The organism is Pseudoalteromonas sp. SANK 73390, assembly GCF_054966645.1.
Genome location: NZ_ARPN01000112.1, coordinates 16,026 through 32,429, shown reverse-complemented (window position 1 = coordinate 32,429; position 16,404 = coordinate 16,026). Strand labels below are relative to the sequence as shown.

The following is a 16,404-nucleotide window of genomic DNA, read 5'->3' as shown; positions in this document are numbered from 1 at the left end:
AATCACTAAAATGGAAACACTTTAATATTAAAGGATGCTAAATAAGTAATGTCTGAATTCTTAAAAGGCTCGGGAAGCTCACAGCAATTGTACAAACAGGGGTGGAATATTTTTAAAGAGCAGGTGAGCTTGCCAGTTGCGGTGATCAAACAAGATGCGATTAGGCAAAATGTACAGTGGATGGCGCAGTTTGCTCGTCAAAATAATGTCTTACTTGCTCCGCATGGTAAAACTACCATGTCACCTGAGTTATTTAAGTACCAATTAGAGGCGGGAGCTTGGGCGATTACTTTAGCCACTGTACCTCAAGTGTTGAGTGCGGTTAATGCTGGCATTGAACGTATTATATTAGCCAATCAATTAGTGGGCCGTCACCATTTTGAACTTATTGCACAGTTGCTAAAAAGTACAGGGTTAGAGTTTTACTGTTTTGTTGACTCGGTTGATAACGCAAAAGCGTTAGGTGAGTTTTTTGCAAGTAAGAACCTCAAGCTGAATATTCTGTTGGAGCTTGGTGTTGCTGGTGGCCGGTGTGGTTGTCGCTCAGTAGGTGATATCGACACCCTGATATTGGCGTGTAGTGAATATGAGTGCTTACAAATAGCCGGTTTAGGCTTTTATGAGGGGGTTATTAGTGGTGAAAATGCAGCACAGAGTGTTGCAGAGTTTGTAGCAGATGTTGTTGCACAGGCAAAACGCTTACATCAGCAAGACGTGTTTGCTCAACCTGAACCGATTATTACAGGCGCGGGTTCTGCTTGGTATGACATTGTCACCAAAGTTTTGGTAAGTAGTGAGTGCGAAAAACAATTTAGGCTAGTGATACGTCCCGGTTGTTACCTTATTCACGATACTGGAATTTACCAAAATGCGCAGCAAGCCATATTAGCACGCAGTGAATTTGCAAATAGCGTAGACGGCTCCTTAGTGTCGAGTTTGTATATTTGGGCTTATGTTATGTCTGTGCCTGAAAATGGTTTAGCGATTGTGGGAATGGGTAAGCGAGATGTTGCTTTTGATGCAGGGTTACCTACCGCTGAATTGGTTTATTCACCTAGAGATCAGCATTTAAAAAATACAGTTAGTGATTTATACGTTGAAAAAATAATGGATCAGCATGCCATGTTGCGCTTTTCTCTAAATCATCCACTGAATGTTGGCGATATGGTATGTTTTTCTACGTCTCACCCGTGCTTAACGTTTGATAAGTGGCGACAAATAGGCATTGTTGAGCGAGATTGGGTTATCACTAAAACCATTTCAACGCATTTTTAATCGAGGCAATACTATTGGATATTATTAGTAAAATAAAAGAGGGGTTAGGTCACTTTAGCCCCGCAGAAGAAAAAGTGGCGCGGCTGATTATAGCTGAGTTGAGTTTTGCAGCCAGCGCTTCTATTAGTGAGCTTGCACAAAGGGCTGAAGTTAGCCATGCAAGCATCACACGGTTAGCGCGTAGTTTAGGGTGTGAGAATGTTCGTGATTTAAAATTTCGGCTTACGCAATCTGCAGCGATTGGCGAGCGATTTACGAGTCAGGATTTAGTTGATAAAGAAAAAATCTCCCATGTTTATGCTTCAATTCAAGAGATTTTAGCCCTTAATGCGGGCTTGATAGATGAGCAAGTGGTTGAACAAGCAAGTACTGCCATTTGTAATACTCGCCATTGTTTAGTTTTTGGTGTTGGCGGGGGAAGTAGCATGATGGCGCAAGAGTGCCAAAACCGATTTTTTCGCTTGGATGTATTAAGTAATGCTTATTCAGATCCAATGATGATACGCATGGCTGCTGCAACAGTGAATAAAGATGATGTGGTGATTTGTTTATCTTTAAGTGGCGTATCACCAGATGTAATGGATGGTGCTCGAATTGCCAAAGAGTACGGTGCGCAGTTGGTGATTATTTGCCCAAGTGGTGCGCTTGCAAATATGGCTGATTTTCACCTACCAATAAAAACCCAAGAGAGTGACTACATTTTTAAACCCAGTGCAGCGCGCTATGCCATGATGGCTGCTGTGGATATTCTCTCAAGTGAAGTGGCGGTTAGAAATCAAAAGCGCTCTAAAGAAAAGCTACGACGATTGAAAGTGCAATTAGATCAACACCGAGATAAAAGCAGCAATATGCGACCTGCTGATAAACGTTTTCCATTAGGAGATTAGCCACTGTGACGGATTCGTATGTGGAAAGCATTATAAAAAATGCGACAGTGTATCAAGGGCCAAATAGCCAACCACACGTCATAGACGTTGCAATTGATAAGGACAGTATTGTTGCTATCGGTGATTGTAGTCAGTTACAAGCAAAACATAATTACGATGCAACGGGCTTGGTATTGGCTCCGGGTTTTATTGATGTGCATACCCATGATGATTTAGAGGTGCTCAACAACCCTCATATGCTAAACAAAGTGAGCCAAGGTGTAACCACTGTCATTGCTGGCAATTGTGGTATTAGTGCAGTGCCTTATCGTCAAGGAGAGGCACCAGTTGACCCAATTAACTTACTCGGTGAAAAAAATCAATTCGTATATCAAGATCTTAAAGATTATCGTAACGCGTTTGAATGTGCACTGCCCAGTGTTAATTTAGCGATGCTGGTTGGTCACACAAGTCTTAGGGCATATGTGATGAAAGACTTAACTCGACCAGCTAGAGATGATGAAATAGATTTAATGAAGCAGCTACTTGATACAGCAATGGTTCAAGGTGCGCTTGGATTGAGTACCGGGCTTGCTTATTACAATGCCAAAGGCGCGAGTCAAAGTGAAGTGAACGCACTTGCTAAAGTTGTCAAACCCTATGATGGTATTTATACCACCCATCTACGTAGTGAATTTCAAGGGATTTTAGATGCGATGGATGAAGCATTTGCAACCGCTAATCATGCCGATATTCCATTGGTTATTTCTCATATTAAGTGTGCCGGACTGGAAAATTGGGGACGTGCAGCACAAGTCCTACAGCACTTAGATAAGCAACGGGAGCATCAAGATATTGGTTGTGATTGTTACCCATACGCGGCCAGCTCTAGCACCTTAGATTTAAATCAAGTTTCAGAGCATACAGAGATATTTATAACTTGGTCTAAATCACATCCAAAAATGGCTCAGCAAAGTCTTAATGATATTGCGACAAAGTGGCAGTTGTCATTGCTCGATGCAGCCAAAAAATTGCAACCTGCGGGAGCAGTTTATCATTGTATGCTCGAAGATGACGTTAAACAGTTTCTCAGTTATGAGCACAGTATGATTGGTTCGGACGGATTACCGTGCGACCCTCATCCCCATCCTAGGTTATGGGGCACATTTCCCCGGGTGCTTGGGCATTATTGCAATGATAAAAAAACCCTACCGTTGGCTTTAGCAATACATAAAATGACAGCGTTGCCAGCTGCAAGATTCAAACTGCAAAGGCGAGGCGAAATAAAAGTAGGGTACTTTGCGGATTTAGTACTGTTTGACCCTAAAAAGGTGCAAGACCAAGCAACCTATAACAAGCCTAAGGCGCAAGCGTTGGGTATAGAATATGTTTGGGTTAATGGCACCTTGAGCTTCGTGGCCGGAGCTAATACAGACACAATCGTTAATTATGGTAGAGCAGGGCAATTTTTAGCACGCAGCCCTACTGATGAGTAAATTTAAGAGGTTACTATGACAATCAGAAGAATAGGTGCAGAAGGTGGTAAGGGTACTGGCGGACAACATTTACCCTTTGCGCGAGCCGTTGAGGCAGGTGGTTGGTTAAAGGTATCAGGGCAAACCCCCATGCGAGATGGTGAAGTTGTTGAGGGCGGTATTGTTGAACAATCGCGTTTAGCAATTAGTAACTGCATTGAGATCATGGAGGAAGCAGGTTATGGATTGGAGCATGTTACCCATGTATCTGTAGTACTGACTGATGCACGCTATTTTCAATCATTTAACAAAGTGTTTGCAGAGTATTTTGCTCAGCACCCACCAGCGAGAATATGTATGGTCGCTGACCTTGTTGTAGATTGTAAAGTTGAGGTCGATGTGACCTGCTTTAAAGGCATGTAAATAGCAGTCAACTTAAGCATAAAGGGAAAGGTATGTCGCAAAGTCAATCAATATATATGCTTTCATTTGTTGTCTATTTACTTGGCATGGTGTTTATCAGTTGGTTTGTATCTAGGTGGCAAAGCTCAAGTGATGACTATTTACTTGCTGGGCGTAAAGTACCATTTTTCTTAACTTTAGGTACAACGGTGGCAACTATGGTTGGCACTGGCTCGTCAATGGGGGCGGTAGGTTTTGCGTATCAACATGCTTGGGCCGGGTCGCTTTATGGAATTGGTGGCGCACTGGGGATATTGTTACTAGCTTGGCTATTTGCCCCCGTCCGGCAACAAGGTTTTGCGACGATGAGCGAAGAACTTGCAAGCTATGTTGATAATAAAGCAATCGTAAAAAAAATATTAGCGCTGTTGATTTACGCAGCCAGTATTGGTTGGTTGGGCGCGCATTTAATTGGCGGGGGCATGTATCTGGCTTGGTTAACAGGAGTTGATGAGGTAAGTGCAAAGCTAATCATAGGAATTGGTTTAGCGATATATGTCACTTTAGGAGGCTACTCAGCGGTGGTTTGGACTGATGCGATTCAGGCGATTATCTTGTTTGTTGGCTTTTTATTAATGGCTTATTTTTCCGTAGACTTTATTGGTGGCTGGGGTGCATTAAGTCAAAATGACATTGCCACAAGTAATGGCATTTTATCGTACCAAAGTATTGGTGTTATCCCTGCTGTGTCAATGTCACTGGCTGTATTGGTCGGTGTATTGGCTACCCCTTCTTTTCGACAACGAATATATGCGGCAAACAATGTAAAAAGTATTCGACGTTCATTTTTTATCTCAGGTGGACTTTATTTAGGGTTTTCTTTGATCCCTGCGGTTATTGGTATATGTGCGTATTTAATTAACGATAACTTAGACAATGCTGCCTATGCATTTCCATATATCGCTTTAAATACTTTGCCGTTGGCGATTGGTGGTTTTATTTTATTGGCGGGTATTTCTGCTACGTTATCAAGTGCCAGCTCAGATGCTATTGCTGGGGTGAGTGTATTAATTAGTGATATTTATCAATGGTTTGTTGCTGAAAATATACCAGCAACAAAGCAACTATTGGTCTCTCGTATTGCCATGCTAGTGACGGTATTTACCGCGCTAGCGTTGGCGTTGTTATCAAATGACATTATTTCCTACATAACTAAAATGGTCTCAGTTGTTTTAGCTGGACTATGCGTAATGGGACTACTTGGGCGGTTCTGGCAACAATATACATGGCAGGGAAGTTTGGCTACCTTAGTGGGTGGCTCGGTGACAGCTATTTTGATTGGGGCTAATCATTCATGGTTGACCTATTTTGGTAACCCCATTATTCCTGCGCTTTGTAGTGCATTGCTATTAGGTATTTTGGTGAGTGTATTCACTAAAAAGAACTCATCCGATGTCAATTTACCTCAAAAAGATGTAAGCGAAGAGCAGGTAGCATCATGATAAATAAGCTCAAATCATTGGTTTTTTTTGGTGAGTGTATGCAGGAGCGCCGCGCTGATGGCAGCGAAAGTTTTGGCGGAGATACCTTTAATACTGCATGGTATTTGAGTCAATTATTAAAGCAAAGCCATGTGACTGATTGTGAAATTTATTATGCAACGGCGATAGGGGCTGACAGTCATAGTCAGCAGTTTAAAAGGGTTATGCAGGAGTGCGGTATTTCAGAACAATTTGTGGTGACTCACACGTGTAAGGTGATGGGGAATTACCAGATAATACTTGATGACAAAGGTGAACGAAGCTTTAGTTTTGACCGTGCGCAAAGCGCCGCCAGAGAATACTTTAATCTAGATGAGACATTAAGTGATGCTTTACACAATAAACGAGTAGATGCGATTTATCTTTCTGGTATCAGTTTAGCCATTTTGTGTGAGCAGCAACGCACTCACCTACTTATGCAACTTAAGACGTTTAAGCAAAAAGGGGGCGTCATTTTTTTTGATAATAACTATCGCCGCTCTGTTTGGTTGAACACTCAGCCACAAGCAATTTACTTAGCTGTTATGGCACTGACATATTTGGCATTTTTAACTGATGAAGATGAGTATGCAGTTTATAGAACGAGTAATCCTGCTGAGGTTTTTGCGTTTCATCAAGCCCATCATCAGACAAATCAAACATTGGTAGTTCGTCAGGGGCATTTGCCTTGTCTAATAAAAAGCATAAGTCATGATGCGCCAATCACGGTGCCAGCTGAGCAAGTGAATGATGAGCAAGTGGTTGATACTTGCGGCGCAGGTGATGCTTTTGCGGCTGGTTTTTTAGCCAAAATGCTAATCCAGGGTTTAGCTAATGATGCCGCGAGGTTTGCCCATCAGGTTGCCGCAACAGTTATTGCGCATCATGGCGCGTTAGTGCCACCTAACCTACTACCTAAATTGGTTCAATAAGGAGTGATAAATTGAACTTTTGCAGAGCAAAACTATATGCTTTTTTTCTCAGTGTTTCGCTAATTTATAGCACCGGTGCTATGTGCCAGAATATTTTGATGCCAATGCCCAAGCATATGGCACTCTCTCAGGGGGAGTTGGTGCTTACAGATGAAGTTAATGTGTCTTTTACTGGGTTTAGTAAAGCACGGGAAATATTCCAACGCACCAAATTAGCCACTTACTTTACGCGTATTGCCAAAAATAAGGTGATGCTAATAAAAGCGAGTGTTAAACCTGTCACGATATCGATTGAAGTAATGGTGCCAGAACAGCGTTTAAGTGCCTTGCAATTAGACGATGATGAAAGTTATGAGTTAGTGATTGATAATCGCGCAGTGCGGATCAAAGCAAAGTCAGTATTTGGCGTGCAACATGCATTGACGACATTGGTACAACTTGCCAAAAAAGGCACTGCACAGCAGATTGTATTGCCATTGCTTTCAATTAAAGATAACCCTCGATTTGCTTGGCGCGGTTTGTTAATTGACAGTGCGCGACACTTTATGCCTGTGGATACGATAAAGCGTCAGCTTGATGGAATGAGTGCAGCAAAGCTAAACGTTTTGCATTGGCATTTAACTGACGACCAAGGTTGGCGAATGCAAAGTAAAGTTTTTCCTAAGTTGACGCAATATGCCTCAGATGGACTCTTTTATACTCAAGAACAAGTGAAAGATGTTATTCGCTATGCAAGTTTGCTGGGTATTCGGGTTGTTCCGGAGTTTGGTATGCCCGGTCACGCCAGTGCGATTGCAGTGGCTTATCCTGAATTAATGGCGGATGTAAAAGAGTACCAAATGCAGCGCCATTGGGGAGTATTTAAGCCGCTGTTAAATATTGCAAACCCAAAAGTATATGACTTTATTGATAAGTTATTTGCAGAAATGACAGAGATTTTTCCAGATAAATACTTACACATAGGAGGCGATGAAGTAGAACCTGATCAGTGGCTTAAAAACGAGCAAATTAAAAAGCTAATGACTCAAAAGCAGCTACAGGATGGACATGATTTACAGAACTACTTCAATACGCAATTACAAAAAATCATTGCTAAATATGGCCGTGTCATGATGGGGTGGGATGAAATATTTCACCCTCAGTTAGCCGACGATATTTTAGTGCAATCTTGGCGCGGACACGACTCATTATATCGCATTGCTAATGCTGGGTTTAGCGGTGTGTTGTCGACAGGGTTTTATATTGATCAACCTCAGTATAGTGATTATCACTATCGTAACGACCCTTTAAAAGAGCCCATAGCTGTTGACTTGACACAACCGCAAGTTTTAAGTCTTGCTTTTATTATTAACCGTTTAAAAGGCAGTAAGGTAAAAGGAGAGTTGCTAGTACTGGGTGAGCAAGTGCTTATTAAACTCAATGATCATTACCATCGAGTTGCTTCAGTACAAAATCCTGTCAATAAACAGGATATGCAATTGGTCGCATTTATGGATAGTTGGATGGGGCCGCTTAAATTCGAGTTTGACCTTGCGAAACAAAGAGGCGCTGTGATGATAGGAAATAGTCGCTATCCATTACAGGTGCGCTCACTCAATAAGCCACAACAAGTGACTTTGTCTCCTGAACTCAAAAAGCAGAATCAAGGGCTTATTTTAGGTGCTGAGGCAACAATTTGGAGCGAAATGGTCACAGCAGACAATATTGACTTAAGAGTTTGGCCAAGGCTTTTTGTTATTGCAGAGCGATTATGGTCAGCTAAAGAGCTAACCAATAGCTCTGCTATGTACAATCGGCTGGGTACTATCGATAACTATGCCGCAAATGTTATCGGTTTAGCACATCAGTCACAACAACATACTGGGTTTAGCAGTTTGATAAACCCAAAGCTTAATGAGCAAAATAAGGCAAACACCTTAAAGTTACTTTTTACTATGGCGCAAATGCTAGAGCCAAGTCATTACTACACACGTCATCATATTAAGTACCTAAATAATCAATACCACCAGCAAGCAAGTTTAAATAAATTTGTAGACTTTCTAGCAGTTGAGAGTGAACAAGTAAGAGCGCTTAAAACTAACGTGGCTCGATATTTATCTGGAAAAAGTAGCGCACTTGCGCTCATAGAAGAACAATTGGTTCAGTGGCAGCAGGTATTAGAGGCTAACAAAAAGTTGTTGCGCAAACCGATATTAGTGCAAAACCATCATCAGATAGTGAGTAAAATACAACGCTTCTTAGAATATTCTAAAGAGGTTACTGCAAAGTGCAAAGGTTCATCTTCGGATGCAATGTTAGAAAGTAAACTGCTTAGTCTGCAAGCATTGACAGATGAGACTGTGATAGCAGGCATATATCCAATGCGTGACTTATATTTAGGCTGTAAATAAGGAAAAATATGAAATTTATACTATTGAGTTTAGTACTACTAAGTACACATGTTTATGCAAGTAATAAGGTTTTTGAAACAACGGATTGGATTGCAGATGGTGTGTTTACAGAGGGTATTGAAGGGCCAGCCGTCGATAGAAATGGGGTGCTGTACGCTGTCAATTATCAACAGCAAGGCACCGTTGGTGCGATAACTTCAAAAGGTAAAGCTCAGCTTTTGATGACATTACCAAATGGCTCAGTGGGTAATGGGATACGTTTTGATAAACATGGCAACATGTATATAGCTGATTACGTTAATCATAACATTTATCGCGTGTCTAGTAATGCACTAATGCAAGGCAAAAGTATATCAGAGCATCTTAGCGTGTTTGCTCATAATGCGAAGATGAACCAGCCGAATGATTTAGCGATTATGGATAATGGTGTTTTGTTTGCCAGCGATCCTAACTGGCAACATAGTTCCGGAAATTTGTGGCGCATAGAAGCAACTGGGCAGATGCAATTGCTGGAAGCCAATATGGGCACTACCAATGGCGTAACAGTCAGTCCTGACAACAAAACCTTGTATGTCAATGAGAGTGTTCAGCGTAAAGTTTGGCGCTATGATATTGATGAGAAGGGAAATATTTCAAATAAACAGCTGCATATCGTGTTTTCAGACTTTGGTTTGGATGGCATGCGAACTGACCAGCAAGGTAACTTATATATTGCACGTTATGGCGCAGGTCAGGTAGCTGTGGTATCACCACAAGGAAGGTTATTGAGAACGGTTAAATTGCAAGGCAAGTATCCTACAAACGTTGCTTTTGGGGGGGAAGACGGTAAAACAGTTTTTGTGACGATGCAAAAACGCGGTGCAATAGAAATGTTTGAAGTAAATACAGCAGGTAGGAGCTTTGCTTTTATAAATGAAACCTTGAAAGTTGACTAAGGCATATTTTAAAAAGGTGACTATTGACTTTGGTGTGTGCATATTGATGCGCAAAAGTTAATCTCTTAAACGAGAGGTTACAGCTAGAGCCGCTGTGATAAATATTTAACTTCCAATTTGTGCCCAAAACCTTTAGCCTTAGGGCCACAAAAGTGATAATTAAATAAATGAATGGAGTACTATTATGGCGGAGCAACAAGTGCAGCCTTTACACAACGAAAAACATGCCAACACAAGGGTAAAAAATGGCATTAACGTTGATTTCTTAAAATCACAGCACTTAATCCCTGTGGTAGCGCATGAGTTTGCTCGTGTTGCAACTGAATTCCCTATGGCGTTTGTGAAAAACAATGAAACTGGTCAATTTCAAGCGGTTGCTATGTTTGGTTTAGAGCCAGGTGAAAACTTATTTGTGCAAGATGGCAAGTGGAACGCAGGTTTTGCACCATTAGCGGCTACTCGCTACCCATTTGGCTTAGTTAAGCACCCAGAAGAAGATCAGTACGGTATCGTGATTGACGAAGCAAGCCCATTAGTGGGTGAAGGTGAAGGCAATGCACTATTTGAAGACGGCAAAGAGACAGAATACTTAGCACGTCGCAAAGAAGCACTAGTGAACTTCATAGAGTTTTCTCGTGTTACAGAAGCATTCACAAAGCATTTAGCAGACAAGGAACTATTAATTCAACAAACGTTAACTGTTGAAATTAAAGGTGAGAAAAAAGATATTAATGGCATCTACTTGGTTGATGAGCGTAAGCTAAATGAACTAGGTGATGAAGAGTACCTAGAGCTGCGTAAGCGCGGTTACTTGGCACCTATTTTTGCGTTCTTAACGTCAACACATCAAGTTGCACGTTTAGCACGTCTAAAAGCATTGAATGAAGACGCTTAAATAACAGCATCTAGTCAATATGAAAAAGCACCTTTGGGTGCTTTTTTTGTGCCTACAAAAAGAAAACAAAAGTTTGTCGTATTTTGTTGCAAGTTAATATCTTAGCAATCAAATTGATAATAGCGTGGTAAGTGACAACTCATCCAGATTACATATCTACCGAGGAAATAATGAAGAAAAAAAGTATGCTTATTTCAATGTTAGGTCTTTGCATGGCCTTGGCAAGTAATGTCTTTGCGCAAACCAAGCCCATCGCTATTGCTATTCATGGCGGAGCTGGAACAATTGACAAAAGTCTTTTTAGTGAAGAGCAAGAAGCGGCGTATCGCGCCAAGTTAACAGAGGCTGTTGAGGCTGGTTTTAAGGTGCTTGAAGCCGGAGGTGAAAGCTTAGATGCCATTACTCGCGCGATTAATATTTTGGAAAACTCGCCCTTTTTCAATGCCGGTAAAGGAGCTGTATATACTTATGACGGTGCTCACGAGCTTGATGCATCCATTATGGATGGTAGAGACAGACAAGCTGGCGCTATTGCAGGTGTAAAGCATATTAAAAACCCAATTGATTTAGCCAGAGTCGTTATGACAGAGTCGGTGCATGTATTACTCAGCGGTGAGGGGGCAAAACAGTTTGCTAAGCAACAGGGTTTTAAATTTGTTGACAATCATTATTTTGACACTCCACATAGATTTGAAGCACTGAAAAAAGCCAAACAAAAACTTGATGCAAAAAAAGTGGATTCTAAGTCATATCAAGCTGCACATAACGCTTTACCAGCTCAATACAAAATGGGCACAGTGGGTGCCGTAGCACTGGATAAACAGGGCAATTTAGCAGCCGGTACTTCGACGGGGGGAATGACTGCCAAACGCTTTGGTCGCATCGGAGACTCACCTGTGATTGGTGCTGGCACTTTTGCTGATAATCGTTCTTGTGCGGTATCAGCAACGGGTCATGGAGAGTATTTTATTCGTTATAGTGTGGCCAGTGATATTTGTGCCAGAGTTGCGTACCAAAAGCTATCAATTGCACAAGCTGGAGATGAAGTTATCCACAATGTGCTAGCTCCAGTTGGTGGTACAGGCGGTGTTATTATTGTTGATAGACAGGGCAATATCAGTATGCCATTTAATACCAAAGGGATGTATCGGGCCAGCAAGTCTAGTTCACAAAAAACTTATGTGGGTATTTTTAAAAACGATTGAAAAAACAGGCAATTCCATACACGCCAGCTATAGTTAAAATGCTGGCTTTTTTTAAATGGAGCAAATAATTATGCAATCGATTAAAGTGGCCGATTACTTAAATCATCGCCCTGTTACTTTTACGGTAGAGATGCGAATAGAATCTGCGGTCGAAAAACTATTACAAAGTGCGCAGTCAGGTGGACCGGTTATTGATAATAATAAACGTGTGATTGGTTTTTTGTCTGAACAAGACTGTTTGAGAAAAATGTTAGAAGCAACCTATCAAAATGAATCACACAGTGTAGTAGGTGATGTCATGACAGCGAACCCAGTGTGTGTCAGCCCAGATGATAGCATTGTTCAAATCGCTGATAAAATGACAGTAAATAAGCCTAAACTTTACCCTGTTGTTGATGAGGAAGGGGTATTGATGGGGGTGATAAGTCGGGCTAATGTGTTGCTCGCAATTGATAAGCACTTGCACGATGCTTATGCATCTGGCCATCGGTTTGTTTGAATTAGAGTATAGTTTTTAATACATACAGCGAGATATTCTGCTTTAGAGCATAGGCTCAGTGAACGGTTTTTGATACAATACGCGCTCTTAAACTAACGATAAATAGGTAGTGTGTAGTGAGTGTAGGACCGCTGTTTGCTGGGCTAAAGTCTTGTCTAAAGAAAGATCAGTTTATTCTTAAAAAGCGCTTGCATGGCGCAAATAAAATTGTAGATGCGGATAAACAAAGCAAAGTGGTTGCCACGATAGAAGAGGCAATTGCAAAAAGCCAGTCACTCAAAGTTCAACGCACCGAGCAACTACCTAACGTTTCTTACCCTGAACAGCTTCCTGTAAGCCAGAAAAAAGATGACATTAAAGCCGCAATTGCAAAGCATCAAGTGGTGATTGTAGCAGGCGAAACAGGGTCGGGTAAAACGACCCAGTTACCTAAAATATGTTTGGAGCTTGGTCGAGGTGTTGATGGCTACATTGGTCATACTCAGCCTAGAAGGCTAGCTGCTCGTACCGTTGCCAACCGTATTGCTGATGAGCTTGATTGTGAATTGGGACAGCAAGTTGGTTTTAAAATTCGCTTTAGTGATCAAGTATCAGATAATACTTATGTAAAGTTAATGACTGATGGTATTTTGCTGGCCGAGATTCAACAAGACCGATACCTTAATCAATATGATACGATCATCATAGATGAGGCACATGAGCGTAGCTTAAACATTGACTTTATTTTAGGCTACTTAAAAAATTTATTGCCTAAACGACCTGATCTTAAAGTAATTATTACATCAGCAACCATTGACCCTGAACGGTTTTCTAATCATTTTGATAATGCCCCTATTATTGAAGTGTCGGGACGTACTTACCCTGTTGAAGTAAGGTATAAGCCTGTACTAGATACTGCGAGCAATGACAGCGAAGCACAAAATGATCAGCTACAAGGTATATTTGATGCAGTTGATGAGCTGTGCAATGAAGGTCCTGGCGATATTTTAATTTTTATGAATGGCGAACGGGAAATTCGTGATACGGCTGATGCACTGAGTAAACGTAACCTTAAAGGGGTAGAAGTATTACCTTTGTATGCGCGTTTATCTAATGCCGAACAAAACCGTATTTTTGCAGCGCATAGCCAACGAAGAATTGTATTGTCGACCAACGTGGCAGAAACATCGTTAACGGTGCCAGGGATTCGCTATGTGATAGACCCTGGCACAGCCAGAATAAGTCGCTACAGCTATCGTACTAAAGTACAACGATTACCTATTGAAGCTATCTCACAAGCGAGTGCAAACCAGCGCAAAGGTCGTTGTGGCCGTGTGGAAGCTGGCATTTGTATTAGGCTTTATTCAGAGGAAGATTTTTTATCACGTCCTGAATTTACAGACCCTGAAATATTAAGAACGAACCTTGCCTCGGTTATATTACAAATGCTCGGACTTGGCTTGGGTGATATTACTCAGTTTCCGTTTGTACAAGCGCCTGATAGCCGTAATATTAATGACGGTATTGCACTATTAGAAGAGTTGGAAGCGGTACATCCGAGCAAACGCCGCCACAGCACCAAATTAACACCATCAGGGCGAACATTGAGCCGCTTACCTATTGATCCGCGCTTAGCAAAAATGGTGTTTAGTGCAGATAAATTAGGGGCATTAACAGAAGTGATAGTTATTGTTGCGGCTCTATCTATTCAAGACCCTAGAGAGCGCCCGCAAGACAAGCGTAATGCAGCTGACGAAAAACATGCGCGTTTTGAACACCCAGACTCAGATTTTGTGTCATTTTTGAATCTATGGTATTACATCGAGCAGCAACAGCATGAGTTGACACGAGGACAATTTCGTAAGCTATGTCAAAAGGATTTTTTGTCTTACATGCGTATTCGAGAATGGCAAGATATTGTGTACCAATTGAACACCATTTGCCAAGAAATGAATATGCAACGCAGTGACAACCAAGCAGAGCTAGATAACGTTCACCAAGCTTTATTAAGTGGTATGTTAAGTCATATTGGAGCTAAGGATGAAAAACAGCATTATAAAGGGGCGCGCAATAGTATATTTCATGTTTTCCCCGGTTCTAGTTTATTTAAGAAAAGCCCTAAATGGTTAATGTCGGCCGAGCTGGTCGAAACCAGTAAACTCTACGCACGAATGAATGCCAAAATAGATGTTAACTGGATCGCGCCACTGGCTCAGCATGTGGTTAAACGTAGTTTTAGTGAGCCACATTGGGAGAAAAAGCCTGGTTGTATTATTGCCTTTGAACAGCAAACTTTGTTTGGACTTATTATTGTTGCGCGTAAACGCACTGTGTATAGCCAAATAGAGCCAAAGTTATGCCGTGAGCTTTTCATTAAAGAAGCATTAGTTACTCAGCAACTTGGGCAAAGTGAAGGCTTTTTGCAGCATAACCAAGCATTGATCGATGATATTCAGGTGCTTGAACAAAAAGCACGACGCCGAGATATCTTGGTAGATGAACAAACTTTATTTGAGTTTTACGACCAGCGTATCCCAGAAGATGTGTGTACACGTGCTGGCTTTAATCATTGGTGGAAAAAACAAAAACAAAAAGATAAGCACTTTTTGCATATGAGCAAAGCATTGTTGATGCAACATAACGCCCAGCAAATTACTGAATTTGATTACCCTGATGTGTGGCATCAAGGTAATTTGATGCTGCCATTGGAGTATCATTTTGAGCCGGGGCAAGCCGTTGATGGTGTAATGGTGAATATTCCCTTAGCACTGCTAAACCAAGTAAGTCAACAAGGTTTTGATTGGCATGTACCTGCATTTCGACATGAATTAATCTGTGGCCTGATCAAGAGCTTGCCTAAAAATTTACGCCGCAACTTTGTGCCTGCACCAAATTATGCAGATGCTGTATTAGCCGCACTAGAGCCCATGCAAGGCGTATTACTAGATGGATTGGCAAATCGTTTGCTACGCATGACTGGGGTAAAAGTTGAGCCTGAAGCTTGGGACCTTAGTGCTTTAGACCCGCACCTAAAAATACAGTTTCAAGTAATTGGAGATGATAATAAAATCATAGCTCATGGCTTTGATTTACAAGCGCTGAAAGACAAGTTACAAGGTAAGGTGTCGGATACACTGTCAAAAGTTGCCCAAGAGGGCATTGAGCGCCAAGATATTACCCATTGGCAATTTGGTCAACTACCGAACGAATATACCAAAAAGCAAGGAAACTACGAGATAAAAGCATTTCCGGCTTTGGTTGATAAAAAGACCAGTGCGGCGATAGAGCTTTTTGATAACCCCTTAAAAGCGGCTGTGCAGCATCAAAAAGGGTTGCGCAGGTTAGTATTGTTAAATGTGCCTTCACCGATTAAATATTTGCAGCAACACTTGCCTAATAAAGCGAAGTTAGGACTTTACTTTAATCCATTTGGAAAAGTACAAGATTTAATTGATGACTGCATTGCTGCTGGTGTTGATTCATTACTTGCTGAGCATAACGATATTCGTGATGAGCAGGCGTTTGAGCAGGTAAAAGAGCGCATTCGCGGTGATCTTGGCGATGTTGTTGTAAGTATTGCAACTGGGGTAGAGCAGGTATTAAGTATTGCCCATGCGATTAACAAACGCATGAAAGGGCGTGTTGATTTAACGATGATCACAGCGCATGGTGATATTAAATCACAGTTAGAGCTACTCATTTTTAAAGGGTTTGTAAGTCAGCATGGGGCAAAGAAACTACCAGACTTATTACGCTATATGAAGGCGGTTGAAAAGCGTTTAGAAAAATTGCCAGTGGACCCTAACCGAGATAGGTTATGTGTTTTAGAGTTAGAAAAAGTAGCACAAGCTTATCAAAAAGTGGTAGCGCGTGTGCCAAACGGGCATCCTATACCAAACGATATCCAAGATACTTTTTGGATGCAACAAGAGTTGCGCGTCTCACTATTTGCGCAAACACTCGGCACGCCTTATCCTATCTCCGCTAAGCGGGTGATGAATGCGTTAAAGGACTGTGAATAATTGCTTATT

At 41.4% G+C, this 16,404-nt stretch carries 12 protein-coding genes; all 12 read left to right on the top strand.

All coding sequences use genetic code 11. The annotated features are described in order from the left end of the window. Positions 1-48: 48 nt before the first annotated feature. Positions 49-1,275, top strand: a complete 1,227-nt coding sequence (locus SANK73390_RS15710) for an amino acid deaminase (RefSeq protein ID WP_462767122.1) — start codon at positions 49-51, stop codon at positions 1,273-1,275. A gap of 14 nt (positions 1,276-1,289) precedes the next feature. Beyond that, the gene (locus SANK73390_RS15705; protein ID WP_462767120.1) at positions 1,290-2,162 is read left to right on the top strand and encodes a MurR/RpiR family transcriptional regulator; all 873 of its coding nucleotides are present in this window, start codon (positions 1,290-1,292) and stop codon (positions 2,160-2,162) included. 5 nt (positions 2,163-2,167) lie between these two features. Then, complete coding sequence (locus SANK73390_RS15700) at positions 2,168-3,637, top strand: N-acyl-D-amino-acid deacylase family protein (RefSeq protein WP_462767117.1); 1,470 nt, start codon at positions 2,168-2,170, stop codon at positions 3,635-3,637. A 15-nt stretch (positions 3,638-3,652) separates the two neighbouring features. Further along, entirely contained in the window at positions 3,653-4,039 is a 387-nt protein-coding gene (locus SANK73390_RS15695; RefSeq protein WP_462767115.1) for a RidA family protein, read from the top strand. 32 nt (positions 4,040-4,071) lie between these two features. Continuing rightward, the gene (locus SANK73390_RS15690; RefSeq protein WP_462767113.1) at positions 4,072-5,520 is read left to right on the top strand and encodes a sodium:solute symporter family protein; all 1,449 of its coding nucleotides are present in this window, start codon (positions 4,072-4,074) and stop codon (positions 5,518-5,520) included. Next, entirely contained in the window at positions 5,517-6,470 is a 954-nt protein-coding gene (locus SANK73390_RS15685; RefSeq protein WP_462767110.1) for a sugar kinase, read from the top strand. Before SANK73390_RS15690 ends, SANK73390_RS15685 begins: the two co-directional genes overlap by 4 nt. Positions 6,471-6,550: 80 nt before the next feature. Further along, entirely contained in the window at positions 6,551-8,860 is a 2,310-nt protein-coding gene (locus SANK73390_RS15680) for a beta-N-acetylhexosaminidase (RefSeq protein ID WP_462767107.1), read from the top strand. An 8-nt stretch (positions 8,861-8,868) separates the two neighbouring features. Next, complete coding sequence (locus SANK73390_RS15675) at positions 8,869-9,795, top strand: SMP-30/gluconolactonase/LRE family protein (protein WP_462767105.1); 927 nt, start codon at positions 8,869-8,871, stop codon at positions 9,793-9,795. 184 nt (positions 9,796-9,979) lie between these two features. Further along, a complete protein-coding gene (locus SANK73390_RS15670; RefSeq protein WP_462767103.1) occupies positions 9,980-10,690 on the top strand; it encodes a SapC family protein in 711 nt (236 codons plus the stop codon). Between the two features lie 197 nt (positions 10,691-10,887). Further along, a complete protein-coding gene (locus SANK73390_RS15665) occupies positions 10,888-11,895 on the top strand; it encodes an isoaspartyl peptidase/L-asparaginase family protein (protein WP_462767126.1) in 1,008 nt (335 codons plus the stop codon). 70 nt (positions 11,896-11,965) lie between these two features. After that, positions 11,966-12,394 (top strand): CBS domain-containing protein, encoded by a 429-nt coding sequence (locus SANK73390_RS15660; protein ID WP_462767101.1) that lies wholly within the window; start codon positions 11,966-11,968, stop codon positions 12,392-12,394. Positions 12,395-12,510: 116 nt separating this feature from the next. After that, entirely contained in the window at positions 12,511-16,395 is a 3,885-nt protein-coding gene (gene hrpA / locus SANK73390_RS15655; RefSeq protein ID WP_462767099.1) for an ATP-dependent RNA helicase HrpA, read from the top strand. The last annotated feature ends 9 nt before the right edge of the window (positions 16,396-16,404 follow it).

What these genes read in the sequence shown, in the direction of transcription:
- SANK73390_RS15665 (WP_462767126.1), top strand. Translation starts at nt 10,888, where the DNA reads ATGTTAGGTCTTTGCATGGCCTTGGCAAGTAATGTCTTTGCGCAAACC.
- SANK73390_RS15690 (WP_462767113.1), top strand. Translation starts at nt 4,072, where the DNA reads ATGTCGCAAAGTCAATCAATATATATGCTTTCATTTGTTGTCTATTTA.
- SANK73390_RS15695 (WP_462767115.1), top strand. Translation starts at nt 3,653, where the DNA reads ATGACAATCAGAAGAATAGGTGCAGAAGGTGGTAAGGGTACTGGCGGA.
- SANK73390_RS15660 (WP_462767101.1), top strand. Translation starts at nt 11,966, where the DNA reads ATGCAATCGATTAAAGTGGCCGATTACTTAAATCATCGCCCTGTTACT.
- SANK73390_RS15685 (WP_462767110.1), top strand. Translation starts at nt 5,517, where the DNA reads ATGATAAATAAGCTCAAATCATTGGTTTTTTTTGGTGAGTGTATGCAG.
- SANK73390_RS15680 (WP_462767107.1), top strand. Translation starts at nt 6,551, where the DNA reads ATGTGCCAGAATATTTTGATGCCAATGCCCAAGCATATGGCACTCTCT.
- SANK73390_RS15670 (WP_462767103.1), top strand. Translation starts at nt 9,980, where the DNA reads ATGGCGGAGCAACAAGTGCAGCCTTTACACAACGAAAAACATGCCAAC.
- SANK73390_RS15675 (WP_462767105.1), top strand. Translation starts at nt 8,869, where the DNA reads ATGAAATTTATACTATTGAGTTTAGTACTACTAAGTACACATGTTTAT.
- SANK73390_RS15710 (WP_462767122.1), top strand. Translation starts at nt 49, where the DNA reads ATGTCTGAATTCTTAAAAGGCTCGGGAAGCTCACAGCAATTGTACAAA.